Origin of the sequence: Umezawaea sp., from assembly GCF_036375055.1 — a bacterium.
Classification (GTDB): domain Bacteria; phylum Actinomycetota; class Actinomycetes; order Mycobacteriales; family Pseudonocardiaceae; genus Umezawaea.
Genome location: NZ_DASUSQ010000097.1, coordinates 1 through 15,626, shown reverse-complemented (window position 1 = coordinate 15,626; position 15,626 = coordinate 1). Strand labels below are relative to the sequence as shown.

Sequence of the window (15,626 nt, the reverse complement as noted above, 5' to 3'; positions counted from 1 at the left end):
GCCTCACCACGTGGAAATCGACCTGGACTGGCCGAAGGACGCCGACGAGGGGCTGCGGCGCGAGGTGCACGAGGTGCTGCACGCGGTCGTGGCCGCGGGCGGCGCGATCGGCTGGCAGTCACCCCCGGACCGGGCGGGCACCGACGCGTGGCTGGACGACGTGCTGACCCGCGTCCGGGCGGGCGACGCGGCGCTCGCGGTGGCGCGCGTCGACGGCGTCGTGCGGGCGACGGCGTCGTGGCGGCGCGACCCGGCGAAGGTGTTCGAGAACTGCGCCGAGCTGGGCAAGGTCACGGCCCACCCGGCCGCTCGCGGCCTCGGCCTGGGCCGGACCGTGGTGGCGGCGATCGTCGAGAACGCCCGGTCAGCGGGGTTGGAGGTGCTGTACCTGGGCGTGCGCGGCAACAACCTCGGGGCGATCGAGCTGTACGAGGAGCTGGGGTTCCGGGAGTGGGGCAGGCTGCCGAACTCCATCGCGGTCGGCGACCAGCGCTTCGACTCGGTCCGCATGCACCTGCCGCTGGGACACGCGCCGCACGTCGAACTGCGCGGCTCGACGCCGGGCGGCAACGGGTCGTCGTCCCGCAGGCGCGCGCCGTGAGGTGGGACCTCACGGCGTGCGGGGGGCTCGGCGGAGCCGGACCTCTCGACGCTCAGGCCGAGGCGACCACGCACGCGGCGTTGGCGTGGTCCTGCCGCACCCCGAGACCGACGAGACCCGTGCAGCACAGTGCGTGGCCGTAGAAGCTGCCGTCGGCGGCGTTGCGGCACGACGTGCGGACGCCGTCGCCGACCGCGTACCCGCGAGCCCCCAGGTAGGACGCGCAGTCGTCCACGCTGGTGGTGGTCGTGCCGCCGTGGGGGTGGTCGGGCGAGCTCACGGTGTGCGCCACCGCCGGTGCGGTGCCGACCGCGAGAGCGACACCGGTGGTGGCGATCCCCCGAGCCACAGTTCTGAACGCGCGCATGGAACCTCCCCTCGTTCCGCGGTTGCGGTACACCGCTCGTCCACTGGGGAGCGGTGCCACACCGACTGTGTCACGCGAATTCGAGGGACGGGCTGTCTCGCTGTTGTTCACCGCCTTGAGCCGAGGATGAACGAACAATGAGATCCGCCTGAACGACGATGAGGGCCGAACACGCCCGACGGGGCGTCGTCCGCGGTGGACACCTGCCACGACCTCGACGATCGCACCGAACCCGTGACGCCGCCGAACGGCCCCGGCACAGCGCGCACCCGTGAACCACGGCGTCGGAACGCGAAGTGGCCGCGCGGCACGACGGCCCGGACCGCAATGCGGTCCGGGCCGTCGGAGCGATCAGCTCAGAGAGCCGGGAACCAGAGCTTGATCTCGCGCTCGGCCGACTCGGGCGAATCGGAGCCGTGCACGAGGTTGAACTGGACCTCCAGGCCGAAGTCGCCGCGGATCGTGCCCGGCGTGGCCTTCTCGACCGGGTCGGTGCCGCCGGCGAGCTGGCGGAACGCCGAGATCGCGCGGGTGCCCTCGACGACGATCGCGACCAGCGGGCCGCCGGTGATGAACTCGACGAGGTCGCCGAAGAACGGCTTGCCGTCGTGCTCGGCGTAGTGCTGCTCGGCGGTGGCGCGGTCGACGGTCCGCAGCTCGAGTGCGGCCAGGCTCAGGCCCTTGCGCTCGATGCGGGCGATCACCTCGCCGACGAGACCACGGCTGACGCCATCGGGCTTGACCAGGACCAGGGTGCGCTCAGACACGGCCGTCTGTACTCCTTCGTACGGGGAATGGCCGAACCCGTGACACGGGGGCCACGCACAGGGTAGCGACCGGTCTCCGCGCGTCCCGATGGGATAGTGCTCGCCGTGACGACCGAGCCGGAGAAGACCGAGCCCGCCAAGAGCCACGCGGGCTCGGTGCTGACCAGTGCCGCCGTGCTGTTCGTGCTGCTGAGGCTGCTGGCCGTGTCGCACTACGACTGGCACACCTGTTTCGCGCTCCTGCACACCCTCGACCTCGACGACGCGCCCGGCCTGTTCCTCGGCACGTTCATGGCGGACACGCGGATCAGCAGCGTGCTGCTGATCCTGGCGCTGCCGTTCACCTTCCTGTACCTGGTGGCGAACCGCGCGGACGGCAAGCGGATGCGCTTCGGCGGGGCGCTGCTCATGGTCGTGCTGGTGGCGCTGCTGGTCTCGCACGTGAAGACCTACCACCGCTGGTGGGTGCCCGTCGGGGCGGTCGCGCTGGCCGCCGTGCTGGTGCTGCTGGAACGGGCGCACCGGCACCCGCGGCTGCGCGACCCGATCACGTTCCTGCTGCGCCGGTCCGGTGTCCTGGTGGTCGTGACCGCCCTGACCACGGCCGCCGTGGTCGCGACGCCGTGGGTGCCGCTGGAGCGCGTCGAGACGACCAGCGGCACCCGCGAGTACTACGTCGTGGACACGCCTCCCGGCTTCCTGAAGGTGATCGGCGCCGCGGACCGGAAGTTCGAGATCGTCCGCGACGACGAGGTCCTCTCCCGCGAGGAGCTGACCGAGCACTAGCTGGTGGAAGGCCACCGGCCGCGGCGCGTCGGCGGTGACCGCGACGGGGCGGACGACCGTCACGGCGATGACCAGCGCCACGGCCGTGGACAGCGCGCCGCCGACCCCCTGCACGAAGCGGGCGACGACGAGCATCTCGGGCGTCGTCGAGAGGCCGCGGAGCAGGGACGCGGCGGTGAACACGACCAGGCCGAGCACGAACACGCGCTGGTGGCCGATCAGGTCGCCGAGGCGGCCCGCGAGCAGCAGCAGACCGCCGAAGGCGATCAGGGCGTTCACGATCCACGCGAGCCCGGCGGAGGTGAAGCCGAGGTCGGCCTGGACCGCGGGCAACGCCACGTTCACGATCGTCTGGTCCAGCACGGTCATCAGCATTCCGGAGCGCAGGACGACGAGCGCGAGCCATCTCGGGTCAACCGGGTCGTCGGGTGGTGCCGGTCATGGGTGGGTCCCCTGGTCCGCCAGAAGCGACCGCAGCAGATAGTTCCGAACAGGACTATCTACTGATGAACCACAGACTTCACCGCACGCCGCCGCGGCGGGTTGTCGCACTCCACCTTCTCCGCCAACCGACCCCCGACCAGCGCCGACAGCGCGTCGACCAGCACATCGGCCTGCCCGGCGGGCAACGACCCCAGCACGTCGGCGTACAGCTCCTCGACCACCCGGCGGGCCTTGTCCACGACCTCGCGCCCCTCGTCGGTCACCACGATGATCCGCGCGCGCCGGTCCGTGCTCGACAGCCGCCGCTCGGCCAGCCCGGCCTTCTCCAGGGCGTCCATCGTCACGACCATCGTGGTCTTGTCGAGGTTCGACAGCTCGGCCAGCTCGCTCTGGGTGCGCTCCCCCGTGAGCGCGTTGGTCAGCACGCACTGGGCGCGCGGCGTGACACCGACCGCCGCGAGCCGCGCCGCCAACTCGGTCTCCAGCGCGTGACCGGTGACCTTCAGCAGCATGAGGAGGTCGACGTTCTTCGAGGTCATGCCCTTATCGTACGCCTAATCGTCCAGAGCGGAACTATTCGCGGGCGGAACGTTCTGACGACCATCGGTTTCAGCGGTGGTCCGCACGGCACTGCCCGGCCAGGAACGCGGCAGGCCGGGGCGGCGCGGGTGGAGTTGTCGGGATCCGGCGCGGTCCCACGGTCGTCCACGCGGGTGGACCGCGTGGACACCTCCGCGCGGTCCACCTCGTCACCGGGGTGGCGACCCGACTCCCCCCGAACTCCCCACCCTCACCGGACCGCAGGTCAACAGGGGTTTCACCGCACCAGCACCACCACCGACCGGCCGGGCACCGTGGCCGTGCCGCCGCTGATCCCGGTGGACTTCGCGTCCGTGCTCAGCGGGTGCGCGGACCAGTCCGCGCCGGGCAGCGCGATCGGCCGGGGCGCGGGGTACGGGTTGACGATCACCAGGACGCCTCGGCGGGCCGGGTCGACGTCCGGGCCCGCGGTGTCGTCGAGGTGGGCCACCACGATGCCGGGGTCGGCCGCCGGGAAGCTCAGCTTCCGCTGGACGAGAGCGGCGTCGTTGAGCGTGAACAGCGGCGAGGACTTGCGGACGCGCAGCAGTTCCAGGGTGTTGTCGAGCGCGGTGCGCTGGTCCGCCGGCGACGGGCGCAGCGCCGGGTCCGCCAGCAGCGGCTGGGAGTACGGCCACTTGGCCTCGTTGTCCGGCGCGGGCGGCAGGCCCGCGCCGAAGCCGTTGCCGCGCAGCGACGGGTCGTAGCGGTTGAACCAGTCGCCGGAGTCGTAGCTGTTGCGGTCCAACGACTTCGACCGCAGGAACTCGCTGCCCGCCAGCATGAACGGCTGCCCCTGGCCGAGCAGGACCGGCGCCTGGGCGACGTTCTGCATGCGGACGCGGTCGGCCATCGACGTGGTCGGCGGCAGCTTGAACGCGAGCGCGTCGTACAGGGTCTCGTTGTCGTGCGCGTCGACGTAGGTGATGGCCTCCGACGGCGAGGCCGTGTAGCCGGCGGGCGAGCCGTTGTAGTCCACCTGGCGGCCGGTGGTGTCCGGGCCGGCGGTGGAGCGGAACCGGAAGTCGGCCGCGTTGCCCGCCATGCCGAGCTTCACCAGGTCGCTGTAGTTCAGCAGCCTGGCGGGCACGTCGCCGTTGTTCGGCGAGGCGTTCAGGTCACCGGCGAGACCGGAGCCGAGGCCCTGCACGCGCGGGTCGTCGTCGAACGGGCCACCGCCGCGCATCGCGTCGCGCAGGCGGTCGCTGAACGTGCCGATGCCGGTGCCCGCCATGTTCGCCTGCGTGGCCTGCACGAACCGCGCGTCGCCCGCGACCTCGCCGAAGTCCCAGCCCTCGCCGTAGACGCGGATCTTCTTGCCGTCCACGCCGTCGCGGGCGACGGTCAGCGCGTCCAGGGCGGCCCGCACGGCGAGGATGTTGTCCTTCGGGTGGTGGCCCATCAGGTCGAAGCGGAACCCGTCCACCTTGTACAGCCTGGCCCACCGCACGACGGAGTCGACGACGAGCTTGCCCATCATCGCGTTCTCCGGCGCGGTGTTCGAGCAGCACGTGGAGTTCGCGATCGAGCCGTCGGCGTCGAGGCGCTGGTAGTAGCCGGGCACGACCTTGTCCAGCACGGACGCCGCCGCGTCACCGGCGGCGGCCGTGTGGTTGTACACGACATCGACCACGACCCGGTTGCCGTTGTCGTGCAACGACTTCACCATCTCGCGGTACTGCTTCGACCGGGCCCAGCCGGTCTGCGCGTCGGCCGTCGCGTACGAGCCCTCGGGCACGTCGTAGTGGAACGGGTCGTAGCCCCAGTTGAAGCCGTCGCGGGCGGCGGTCGCGGCCACGCACCCCTGCTGCGCCGGGGAGTCCGGCGGCAGCGAGGCCAGGTCGCACGCGGGGGCCTGCTGGTCGGCGCGGCGCTCGGGGATGGTGGCGATGTCGAACGTCGGCAGCAGGTGCACGGTGTCCATGCCCGCCTTCGCCAGCTCCCGCAGGTGCGTCATGCCGGTCGACCGCGCGTGGGTGAACGCCTTGTACGTGCCGCGCGCGTCGGACGGGACGGTCTGGTCGCCGATGGAGAAGTCCCGCACGTGCAGCTCGGTGATGCCGTGCTCGGTCGGGTCGCCGTCCAGCCCCTTGGCGACGTCGCGGGTCCAGTTGGCGGGCATGGTGCGCGGGTCGGCCAGGTCGGCGAACTGCGAGTGCGTCGAGTCCACCGACAGCGCCACCGAGTACGGGTCGGTCACCACGACCGTGCGGCGGGCGTCGGTCACCTCGAACTGGTAGTAGCGGTCCTTCCAGTCCCCGGACAGCGACCACGAGCCGGACGCGGCGTCGCGGCGCAGGTCCAGCACGCGGGTCGGCTCGCCGGACGGGGTGTTGAACAGCCGCAGCCTCACGGACCTCGCCGTCGGCGCCCACAGCCGCACGCTCGCCCTGCCGTTCGCGAACGTCGGCCCGTAGGTCAGCTTCGAGGCCTCGGCGGCGTACCGGTCGTCCAGCACGCCCGCGATCTGCACGCCGGTCCGGTGCCGGATCGCGCCGGAGGGGTCGACGTGCACGGCCGAGAGCTGCTCGCGCACCGCGCTGTCCACATCGGACGACAGCACCCGGAACACCGGTTTCCCGGCGAGGTGCGGGAACTTCGCGGGCACGGGCGTCGCGTCGGGCACCATCCGGGACTGGCGGTCGCCGTAGCGGAGCTGGTAGCCGTCGGTCGAGACCGCGGGCACGTCCCAGACCACGAGGTCCTCGCCGACCCAGACGGCCTTGGACTTGGTCAGGTCGTCGTCCGCGGCGGGCGCGGTGGACGGGGGCAGCACGTAGGAGGCGGAGCCGTCCGCCTTGGCCGAGCCGGACACGAACCACACCTCGTTCCCGGTGCCCGCCACGTCCAGGAACTGGTCCGCTCCGGGGTCCTTGGTGTCACCGCGGTGGATGATGTTGCTCAGGCCGGGCGCTCCCGGCGCCAGCGGGACCGACCAGTACGCGCCGAACCCGTCCGACCCGTCCGGCACCCGCGACTGGTTCCAGCCGGGGCTCGGCTCCAGCGACCCCGTCCAGTGGTACAGCGTCCAGTCGGTGTAGTCGCCGTCCGGCCGGTGGTAGTGGATGACGGCCCGGTTCTCGGCCGCGGCGAGCGAGGTGAACACCCTGCCGCCGCTGACCCAGACCGAACCGGCGTTGCGGCCGGTGACCTCGGTGGTCCCGTTCCGGACCAGGGAGAACTCGACCGGGGCGGTGGCCGGGATGCGCGCGACGCCACCCTCGAACGGCGTGTCGACGCCTCCGACCCGCGCGACGAGCCCCGTGGTGTCGCCGGAGTGGTGGACGACGGCCTGTCCGGTCGCGGCGACCTCCGAGGAGAACACGGTCGGCCTCCCCTGCCCGAGCCACACCTGCGGCGTCACGCCGGGGTCGACGACCCGGTCCCCGTCGGTGTCCTTCTCGTCGCCCTTGTGCGCGATGAACCCGACCGACCGCGCGCCGGGCTTGAGCTTCACCCACGCGAACCGGCCGTACCCGGTCTCCCCGGCGAACGGCAGGGGCGCGTCCCAGGTCGGCGCGTCCACGACGTCGCCCCACACGTGCAGGCCCCAGCCGTCGTAGTCGCCCGCGGGCCGGTTGTAGTGCACGACCAGCCAGTCAGGGCTCTGCGCGCCACCGGGTTCCTCCAGGGGCGGCGCGGCGGCCAGCGTCACGGTCGCGCCGTCGGCACCGAGCCGTCCGGCGGCGTCCTCGGTGACGACCCGCAGCTCCACCTCCTTGCCCACGGCCGCGCCCGGCAGCGTCGAGAGGTCCGCGAACACCCGGTACGGCGCAGCGTCGTCGGTGCCGAGCGCCGTCCACTCCCGCGAGCCCTCGACCTTGGCGGCGAAGCTGGCCTGCGCGAACGGCGACGTGATCCCGTCGGCCCTCAGCTCGACCCGCTGGTCGAGCACGGTTCCGACCGGCGGCGCGACCAGCGTCGGGGTCGACGCCGAGGCGGGGAGCCTCCCGGTCGCCTTGAGCACCAGCGCGGACAGCGGCGGCACGGTCACCCGCACCTTGCCGTCCACCCGCGTCGGGCCCGCGCCGGTCGTGGGCCACACCGCGCGGAACGCCGAGGCGGCCACCGGCACGTCCACGGTCGTCTCGGCGAGCCCGGCGTTCGCGACCACCACGTGCTCGGTCTGCTCGGCGGCGGCGATGCGGCTGAACGCCACCACGTCGCCCTCGGCGTACCGGAGCACCTGGTTGCCGCCGCGCCACACCGGGTCGCCGTCGACGAACTCCGCCAGCGACGCCAGCTGCCGGTAGAGCGGCGAGTCGGTGCGGAAGTTGTCCTGCGCGCCCGTGCGGTCGCTGCCGATCAGCTCCTCCGCCGCGTACTCCGGGGTCTTGCTGGCGAACAGGTCCTGCCGGGCGAGCTTGTCACCGCCGCCGCCCGCGAAGCCCTGCTCGTCGCCGTAGTAGACGACGGGGTTGCCGCGCCACAGGTACATCAGCGCGTTGCCGAGTTCGAGCCGGTCGAGCAGCTCCTCCTCGCCGACGCCCGGCCGTTCGGTGCGCAGCATCCACGCGACCCGGCCCATGTCGTGGTTGCCGAGGAAGGTGGGCAGCGAGGAGGCGTTGGAGTCGGCGTCGGTGTACTGGTCGTCGGCCAGCAGCACCTCGCCGAGCCGTGCGGCGCCCTTGCCCGCCAGGAAGTTCACCGCGCCGCTCTGGAACGGGAAGTCCAGGCTCGCCTGCATCCCGCCGGTCGTGGTGTAGGCCGAGGTCAGCGCCGGGTCGGAGCTGAAGACCTCGCCGAACACGAAGAAGTCGTCCTTGCCCTTGCGGGCGGCGTAGGCCTTCACGTGCGGCGCGAGCGCCTGCCAGAACTCCATGTTGACGTGCTTGACCGTGTCGACCCGGTAGCCGTCGATGTCGAGGGTGTCGATCCAGCTGGTGAAGATGTCCTTCATGCCGTTGACGACCCTCGGGTTCTCCGTCATCAGGTCGTCGAGACCGGAGAAGTCGCCGTACTCGCTGGACTCGCCGCTGAACGTCGAGTCGCCGCGGTTGTGGTAGAGCGTCGGGTCGTTGAGCCAGTCCGGGGTCTTGCGCACGCCCGGCTTCGCGACCGGCGTGTACGGGAAGGACCTCGCGGCGTCCAGCTCGGGGAAGTCCTCGGAGCCTGCGAGCGCCTTGATGTCGACCGGCCTGCCGTCCTCGTCCAGGTAGGGCGCGGCCCCGGTGCTCACGTACTCGCGCTTGCCCTCGGCGTAGTCGATCACGTCGGCGGTGTGGTTGGCGACGATGTCGAAGAACACCTTGATGCCACGCCGGTGCGCGTCCTTGATCAGCTGCTTCATCTCCCGCGTCGTCCCGAAGTGCGGGTCGAGCCGGGTGAAGTCGGTGGTCCAGTAGCCGTGGTACCCGGCGGAGGCGTCGGCGCCGCCGCCCTGCACCCACTGGTTCGCGAACATCGGGGTCATCCAGATCGCGGTGATCCCCATGCCGTCCAGGTAGCCCAGCTTGTCGCGCAGTCCGGCCAGGTCACCGCCGTGGTAGAAGCCCTTGTCGGACGGGTCGAAGCCCGACTTCAACCGGTCGTCCGGCTGTCCCGCGCGGTCGTTGCGCGGGTCGCCGTTCGCGAACCGGTCGGGCATGACGAAGTAGAACCGCTCCCCCGCCAGGTCGTCCCGCAAGGCGTTGCGCGCGAGCCGCTGATCACCGCTCCGAACGCCCGCCGCGACGTCCCCCACTGCTCCGATCGCCAACCGGGACACCGCGGGCGCCGCGGCGGAAACCACCGGCACCAACGGGATGAGCAGCAACGACACCAGTGCAGCGAAGACGCGGCGCACGGCGACCTCCTTGTCGCAAGAACTTGCAAGCGCCCGGACAAAAGCCGAGCGACTGCACCTCACCACGACAGGATTGGTCCAACAAGCGCCGATGGGCTGCAAATACTTGCGACTACGGGATCGGACCGAACGACAGGGCCAGCCGCGACGGGTGGACGTCCCACGTGGTCGTGGCGTACATGGCGAGCAGGCCACCACCGCGAATGGTCTCCGGGGTCGCCGGGCCGCTCATGGTCTGACCGGTCGCGGCCTCGTGGACCAGCTGGTCGTGCCAGATCGGCGCCTCGTCCGGCACCGGGGACGTCTCGACGACCGAGATCCGCTGGCCGTTGTGCTGCCGCACGACCATCAGCACGTACGGCTTCTCGCGGTGGGTGATGCCGCCCGCCTCGACGGCGACGTACTCGCCGCGGTCCGCCGCCGCCTCCGAGGCCAGGCCGACCCAGCGGAACGCCTCCAGCACCGTCTCGGCGGTCACCGCCGCACGGGCCTCGCCCTCGGCGACCCGCACCAGCGGCGTCGCCGAACCGGACACGCCGCCGCTGTCGTCGCGGTAGCGGTCGGTGAGCATGATCGTGGAACTGGCCGGGTCGAGCGCGACGAGGTCGCGGAACCTGTTCTCCAGGACCGGGGTGCGGGCCAGCGCCCCCTTGCCCAGGGTGTTCAGCACGGTGCCGGGGTCGCTCATCCGCCAGTAGCTGACGTCGTCGTCGTCCATCCACAGCGGCAGGTAGCCGCCGATCGGCAGACCGGGCACGACGGTCGTCAGCGTGGCGCCGACCTCCGGTGACGGCGCGAAGTCCGGCAGCGCGGCGAAGCGCGGGTCGACGTGACCGGTCCGCGCAACGTGGTGCGCCCACGCGCGGGCGCGCGACAGCGGGTGCTGCGGGAACTGCGCGTCCCAGCGCGGGTCGTCGCCGACGTGGAACGGCAGCTTCCCCTGCACGTCGACCGCGTACGGGTGCGGCTGGAACCAGTTGTCGAACCCGACCTGCGACATGAGCACCGATTCGCGCACACCGGTCACGCCCTGCTCGACGGCCTGGAACTTCAGCACCGCGCTCGCGTTCGCCCTGGGCACCGTGAACGAGGCGAGGAACGCCTGCCCGCTCGGCTGGTTCGGGATGGGCAGCTTCACGATCTGGAGCAGCGCGGGCACCTGTCCCAGGTGGACGACGTGCGCCTCGACCAAGCAGCCCACCTCGCTGGTCAGGTGCGCGAGCCCGTGCCGCAGCGACGTGACGTCGTCGAGCGCGGCGGGCAGGTCGGGCACCTGTTCGAAGTAGCTCAGGCTCACCTGGTCGTTCGTCGAGGGGTTGAACCAGGTGGTCTGGTCGTGCTGCTGAAAACCGGTGGTGTCGAACGCGATGGGCACCCGAACACCCTATGTGCCCGCTCCGGGAAGGGGCAGGGGTTCAGCCCACGAGGATCGCCTTCCCGTTGGGGCGGTGCGGTTTTCGTGAAATCGACACCGAAGGTCCGTGCAACCGGTGGACAACCCCCGGATCACGTGCTGATCAGCGGGGGGACAGGGTCTTCGTCCACAGGGAACGTCCGGTGGCGTCCCTCAGCCACACCGTGAACTCACCGCTGCGGCCGTCGACGGCGACCTCCCCGAAGTGCTGGAACCCGTCCAGCGGTGAGGTGTTCGCGGACGGGGGCGCGTGCACGAACACGGCCTCGGGCCCGAACGTGGGGTCGAGCGCGTTGGGACCGAACGCCCCCGCGTGCAGAGGACCGGACACGAACTCCCAGAACGGGTCGAAGTCGCCGACGGCGGCGCGGTCCGGCGAGTAGTGGTGGGCGGCGGTGTAGTGCACGTCCGCGGTCAGCCACACGACGTTGCGCACCCCGCGCCGCTTGACCTCCCGCAGCACACCGGCGAGTTCGTGCTCACGGCCGCCGGGCGCGCCGGGCAGGCCGTTGGCGACGCCCTCGACGTCGACGCCGTCCGGCACGGTCAGCCCGATCGGCAGGTCCGCGGCCACGACCTTCCACGTCGCCCGGCTGCGGGCCAGCGAGTCGACCAGCCACCGCGCCTGGCGTTCGCCGAGGACGTGGCCGACGCCGTCGCGGGGCGCGGTGTTCGCGTCCTTGTAGCTGCGCATGTCCAGCACGAACACCTCGACGTGCGCGCCGTGGGAGAACTTCCGGTACACGCGGCCGTCGACGGCGCGGCGGGGGTCGATCGGCTGCCACTCGTGGAACGCCCGGAACGCCCGCGCGGCCAGCACGTCGACCCGCTTCTCGGTGTACTGCGGCAGGTCGAGGACCTCGCCGGGGTACCAGTTGTTGGTGACCTCGTGGTCGTCCCACTGCACCACGACCGGCACCCGCGCGGCGAACTCCCGGAACGCCGGGTCGAGCAGGTTGTAGGCGAACTGGCCGCGGTACTCGTCGAGCGTCTCGGCGACCTTGGACTTCTCCGGGGTCACGACGTTGCGCCAGACCCGGCCGTCGGGCAGCACGACCCGCGGGAGCAGCGGGCCGTCGGAGTACACGGTGTCGCCGCTGTGCAGGAAGAAGTCGGGGTCGCGCGCGGCCATCGCGCCGAAGATCGGCATCCCGCCGAGGTCGGGGTTGCTGCCCCACCCCTGGCCCGCGACGTCGCCGGACCAGGTGAAGCGCACGTCCTGGCGGCCGACGGGCGCGGTGCGGAACGAGCCCGTCACGGCTTCACCGCGCGCGCGGCCGTCCAGGTCCTCGGCGACGACCCGGTAGTGCACCTGGCGGCCAGCCGGGAGGTGGCCGAGCCGCAGCTTGCCGGTGCCGCCGGTGTCCGGGGTCAGCAGCGGCCCGCGCACGCGCCGGGAGTGCCGGAACGACGGGTCGGTGGCCACCTCGACGACCATGCGCGACGGCCGGTCGGCCCGCGTCCACACCACGGCGCCGTCGGTGGTCACGTCGCCGGACTGCACACCGTGCGTCAGGACCGGCCTGCCCGTCCGCGCCAGCGCCGCACCGGGCAGGAACACACCCGCGACACCGAGTCCACCGGCGCGCAGCAGCGTCCGCCGGTTCACCGCCCGCTCATCGGTCATGCCGGTGTTCTAGCCCGTCAACACCGCCGGCGGCCGAACACCGGCTGACCGCCGGGTGAACCCTCAGACCTGCTGGCTCGGCAGGCGGCCTTCGGCCATGCGCTTGGCGAGGTCGCGGCGCATCCAGAACACGCACGCCCACACGAGGCTGAACACGACGCCGACGGCGCCGAGGGCGGTGAGGGCGAACCACGACGCGACCATCACGACGTGCAGTCCGACGATCAGCCAGAAGCTCCAGGGGTGCTTGAGCAGCGCGCACGTGGCGATGAGGCCCGCGATCAGGACGAACGCCAGCACGCCCGCCGCCGTGCTGAAGCCGCCGCCGAGCTTGGCGATCACCGGCAGCGCCAGCGCGACCACGATCACCTCGATGATCAGCGTGCCCGCGGTGATGCCGCGGAACGCCTTCATCGGGTCCTTCGGCGGGGGCTTCACCGGTGGGGTGGTCATGACGGCTCCTTGCCGAACAGCGCGCGGGCTTCACCGGCCGTGACGACGGACCCGGTGACGATCACTCCGCCTCCGGACACCACGCCCTCCTCGTCGTCCTCCTCGGTGCGCATGACGGCCTCCTCCACGGCGTCGGCGAGCGAGGGCTGGACGAACACCCGCTCCTCGCCGAACACCTCCATCGCGAGGTCGCCCAGCGTGTCCGCGTCCATCGCGCGCGGCGAGGAGTTGCTGGTCACCACGATCTCGGCGACCACCGGCTCCAGCGCCGCGAGGATGCCCGCCGCGTCCTTGTCGTCCATCACGCCGACGACGGCGACGAGCTTGCGGAAGCCGAACTCGTCGCGCAGCGCGGCGGCGAGGGCCGCCGCGCCGTGCGGGTTGTGCGCGGCGTCGACCAGGACGGTCGGCGCGGAGCGCACGCGCTCCAGCCTGCCGGGCGAGGTGACGGAGGCGAACGCCTCGCGGACGGCCTCGACGTCGAGCGGCTGGTCCTTGCCGGCGCCGAAGAACGCCTCGACCGCGGCGAGCGCCAGCGACGCGTTGGACGCCTGGTGCGCGCCGTGCAGCGGCAGGAACACCTCGTCGTAGACACCGCCGAGGCCCTGGAGCTTCAGCACCTGCCCGCCGACGGCCACGGCTTGGTCCAGGACCCCGAACTCCAGGCCCTGACGGGCGACCATGGCGTCCACCTCGGTCGCCCGTTCGATCAGGATCCGGGCGACCTCGTTGGTCTGCTCGGCGAGGATGGCGACGGAGCCGGGCTTGATGATCCCGGCCTTCTCCCGCGCGATGCCCTCGACGTCCGGGCCGAGGTACTCGACGTGGTCGACGCCGATCGGGGTGACCACGGCGATCCGGCCGTCCGCGACGTTGGTCGCGTCCCAGGCCCCGCCCAGGCCGACCTCGACGATCGCGGCCTCCACCGGGGCGTCCGCGAACGCCGCGAACGCCATGCCGGTGAGGACCTCGAACTTGCTCAGCGGCACGTCCTGCTGACCGTCAACCAGGGACAGGTACGGCTCGACGTCCCGGTACACCTCGACGTACCGCTCCGGCGAGATCGGCTCGCCGTCGACGCTGATCCGCTCGGTCGCGAGCTGGAGGTGCGGGCTCGTGTAGCGGCCCGTGCGCAGCCCGATGCGCGTCAGCAGCGCGTCGACCATCCGCGACGTCGACGTCTTCCCGTTGGTCCCGGTGATGTGGATGACCGGGTAGGAGTGCTGGGGGTCGCCCAGCACGTGCGTCAGCGCCCGGATGCGGTCCAGCGACGGCTCGATCTTCGTCTCCGGCCAGCGCTTGTTCAGCTCCGACTCGACGGCCCGGAGCGCGTCCAGGGCCGCCGGGTCGGAACTCACTTCGCCTCCGGCAGAGCCGCGATGCGCGCGTTCAGGCGTTCGATGTCGGCGTTCGCGGCCGCCAGGCGGGCCTGGATCTTGGCCACGACGTCGGCGGGCGCCTTGTCGGTGAACGCGGGGTTGTTCAGCTTGCCCTCGCACTGCGCGCGTTCCTTCTCCGCGACCGCGAGGTCCTTGGTCATCCGCTTGCGCTCGGCGACCACGTCGATCGTGCCGGACGTGTCCAGCTCGACCGTCACGGTGCCCTTGGGCAGGCCGACCTCCAGCGACGCGGACACGGCGAAGTCGTCGCCGGGCTCGGTCATCCTGGTCAGCGCCTTGACCGACGGCACCTGGTCGACCAGGTCGACGCAGCACGCGCCGCGCACCTTGCCCGCGACCTTCTGCGTCGGGCGCAGGCCCTGGTCGGAGCGGAAGCGGCGGATCTCGGTGACGAGCTTCTTGAGCCCCTCCACCCTGGCGGCGGCGGTCTCGTCGCGCTCGGCGCCGGACGGCTTCGGCCACTCGCTGATCACCAGCGACTCACCGCCGGTCAGCGTCTTCCACAGCGTCTCGGTGATGAACGGCGTCAACGGGTGCAGCAGCCGCAGCACGACGTCGAGCACGTGCCCGAGCACGGACCGGGTCGCCTCGGCGCGCTCGCCGCCCTCGGCGATCTGGACCTTCGCCAGCTCCAGGTACCAGTCGCAGAACTCGTCCCAGGTGAAGTGGTACAGCGCGCTCGCCGCCTCGTTGAAGCGATAGTCCTCGAGGCTGGCGCGGGTGCGCGCCGCCGTCTGCGCGAGCTTGCCCACCGCCCAGCGGTTCACGATCTGCCGGCATGCATGCGGATCGAAGCCTGGGTCGAGCTCGCAGCCCTGCAGCTCGCAAAAGCGCGCCGCGTTCCACAGCTTGGTGGCGAAGTTGCGGTAGCCCTGGACGCGGCCTTCGGCGAACCGGATGTCCTGGCCCTGGGCGGTGCTCGCCAGGATCGTGAGGCGCAGCGCGTCGGCGCCGTACTTGTCGATCAGCTCGAGCGGGTCGATGACGTTGCCCTTGCTCTTGCTCATCTTCTGGCCGCGCTCGTCCCGCACCAGGCCGTGGATGCAGACGTCGTAGAACGGCACGTCGCCCATGAAGCGCAGGCCCATCATCATCATCCGCGCGACCCAGAAGAAGATGATGTCGAAGCCGGTGACGAGCACGCTGGTCGGGTAGAAGCGCTCCAGCTCGGGCGTGCGCTCCGGCCAGCCGAGCGTCGAGAAGGGCCACAGCGCCGAGGAGAACCAGGTGTCCAGCACGTCCTCGTCGCGGGTCAGCGCGACCGGCTCGCCGTAGTGGCTGACCGCCTGCCCCGCCGCCTCGGCTTCGTCCATGGCGACGAAGATCGTGCCGTCCGGCCCGTACCAGGCCGGGATCTGGTGGCCCCACCACAGCTGGCGCGAGATACACCAGGGCTGGATGTT

The 15,626-nt window shown here is 71.7% G+C and carries 11 protein-coding genes and 1 pseudogene; 2 read left to right on the top strand and 10 right to left on the bottom strand.

The features are described from left to right. Nucleotides 1-10: 10 nt before the first annotated feature. Nucleotides 11-601, top strand: coding sequence for a GNAT family N-acetyltransferase (locus VFZ92_RS26310; RefSeq protein ID WP_330878713.1), 591 nt, complete (start codon nucleotides 11-13; stop codon nucleotides 599-601). 52 nt (nucleotides 602-653) lie between these two features. On the opposite strand, the gene VFZ92_RS26305 is transcribed toward VFZ92_RS26310, so the two are convergent. Next, nucleotides 654-968, bottom strand: coding sequence for a hypothetical protein (locus VFZ92_RS26305; RefSeq protein ID WP_330878712.1), 315 nt, complete (start codon nucleotides 966-968; stop codon nucleotides 654-656). 356 nt (nucleotides 969-1,324) lie between these two features. Beyond that, complete coding sequence (gene ndk / locus VFZ92_RS26300) at nucleotides 1,325-1,735, bottom strand: nucleoside-diphosphate kinase (protein ID WP_330878727.1); 411 nt, start codon at nucleotides 1,733-1,735, stop codon at nucleotides 1,325-1,327. A 105-nt stretch (nucleotides 1,736-1,840) separates the two neighbouring features. Between ndk and VFZ92_RS26295 the strand changes: the two genes are divergently transcribed. Continuing rightward, nucleotides 1,841-2,521, top strand: coding sequence for a hypothetical protein (locus VFZ92_RS26295; protein ID WP_330878711.1), 681 nt, complete (start codon nucleotides 1,841-1,843; stop codon nucleotides 2,519-2,521). Between the two features lie 105 nt (nucleotides 2,522-2,626). Here VFZ92_RS26295 and VFZ92_RS26290 read toward each other — a convergent pair. The 8 genes and pseudogenes from VFZ92_RS26290 to VFZ92_RS26255 all read right to left on the bottom strand — a co-directional run. Next, nucleotides 2,627-2,890, bottom strand: a pseudogene (locus VFZ92_RS26290) (MFS transporter); the annotation flags it as partial. Nucleotides 2,891-3,021: 131 nt separating this feature from the next. After that, complete coding sequence (locus VFZ92_RS26285; protein WP_330878710.1) at nucleotides 3,022-3,504, bottom strand: MarR family winged helix-turn-helix transcriptional regulator; 483 nt, start codon at nucleotides 3,502-3,504, stop codon at nucleotides 3,022-3,024. Between the two features lie 278 nt (nucleotides 3,505-3,782). Beyond that, a complete protein-coding gene (gene pulA, locus VFZ92_RS26280) occupies nucleotides 3,783-9,329 on the bottom strand; it encodes a pullulanase-type alpha-1,6-glucosidase (protein ID WP_330878709.1) in 5,547 nt (1,848 codons plus the stop codon). Nucleotides 9,330-9,441: 112 nt separating this feature from the next. Beyond that, nucleotides 9,442-10,704 (bottom strand): hypothetical protein, encoded by a 1,263-nt coding sequence (locus tag VFZ92_RS26275; RefSeq protein ID WP_330878708.1) that lies wholly within the window; start codon nucleotides 10,702-10,704, stop codon nucleotides 9,442-9,444. 142 nt (nucleotides 10,705-10,846) lie between these two features. Further along, the gene (locus VFZ92_RS26270) at nucleotides 10,847-12,370 is read right to left on the bottom strand and encodes an alkaline phosphatase D family protein (RefSeq protein ID WP_330878707.1); all 1,524 of its coding nucleotides are present in this window, start codon (nucleotides 12,368-12,370) and stop codon (nucleotides 10,847-10,849) included. A gap of 63 nt (nucleotides 12,371-12,433) precedes the next feature. Further along, nucleotides 12,434-12,823 carry a DUF4233 domain-containing protein gene (locus tag VFZ92_RS26265; RefSeq protein WP_330878706.1) on the bottom strand — a complete coding sequence of 130 codons (390 nt, stop codon included), beginning with the start codon at nucleotides 12,821-12,823 and terminating at the stop codon, nucleotides 12,434-12,436. Beyond that, nucleotides 12,820-14,181, bottom strand: a complete 1,362-nt coding sequence (folC, locus tag VFZ92_RS26260; protein ID WP_330878705.1) for a bifunctional tetrahydrofolate synthase/dihydrofolate synthase — start codon at nucleotides 14,179-14,181, stop codon at nucleotides 12,820-12,822. The genes VFZ92_RS26265 and folC overlap by 4 nt, the downstream gene beginning before the upstream one ends. Further along, the gene (locus VFZ92_RS26255) at nucleotides 14,178-15,578 is read right to left on the bottom strand and encodes a class I tRNA ligase family protein (RefSeq protein ID WP_414720022.1); all 1,401 of its coding nucleotides are present in this window, start codon (nucleotides 15,576-15,578) and stop codon (nucleotides 14,178-14,180) included. The genes folC and VFZ92_RS26255 overlap by 4 nt, the downstream gene beginning before the upstream one ends. Between the last annotated feature and the right edge of the window lie 48 nt (nucleotides 15,579-15,626).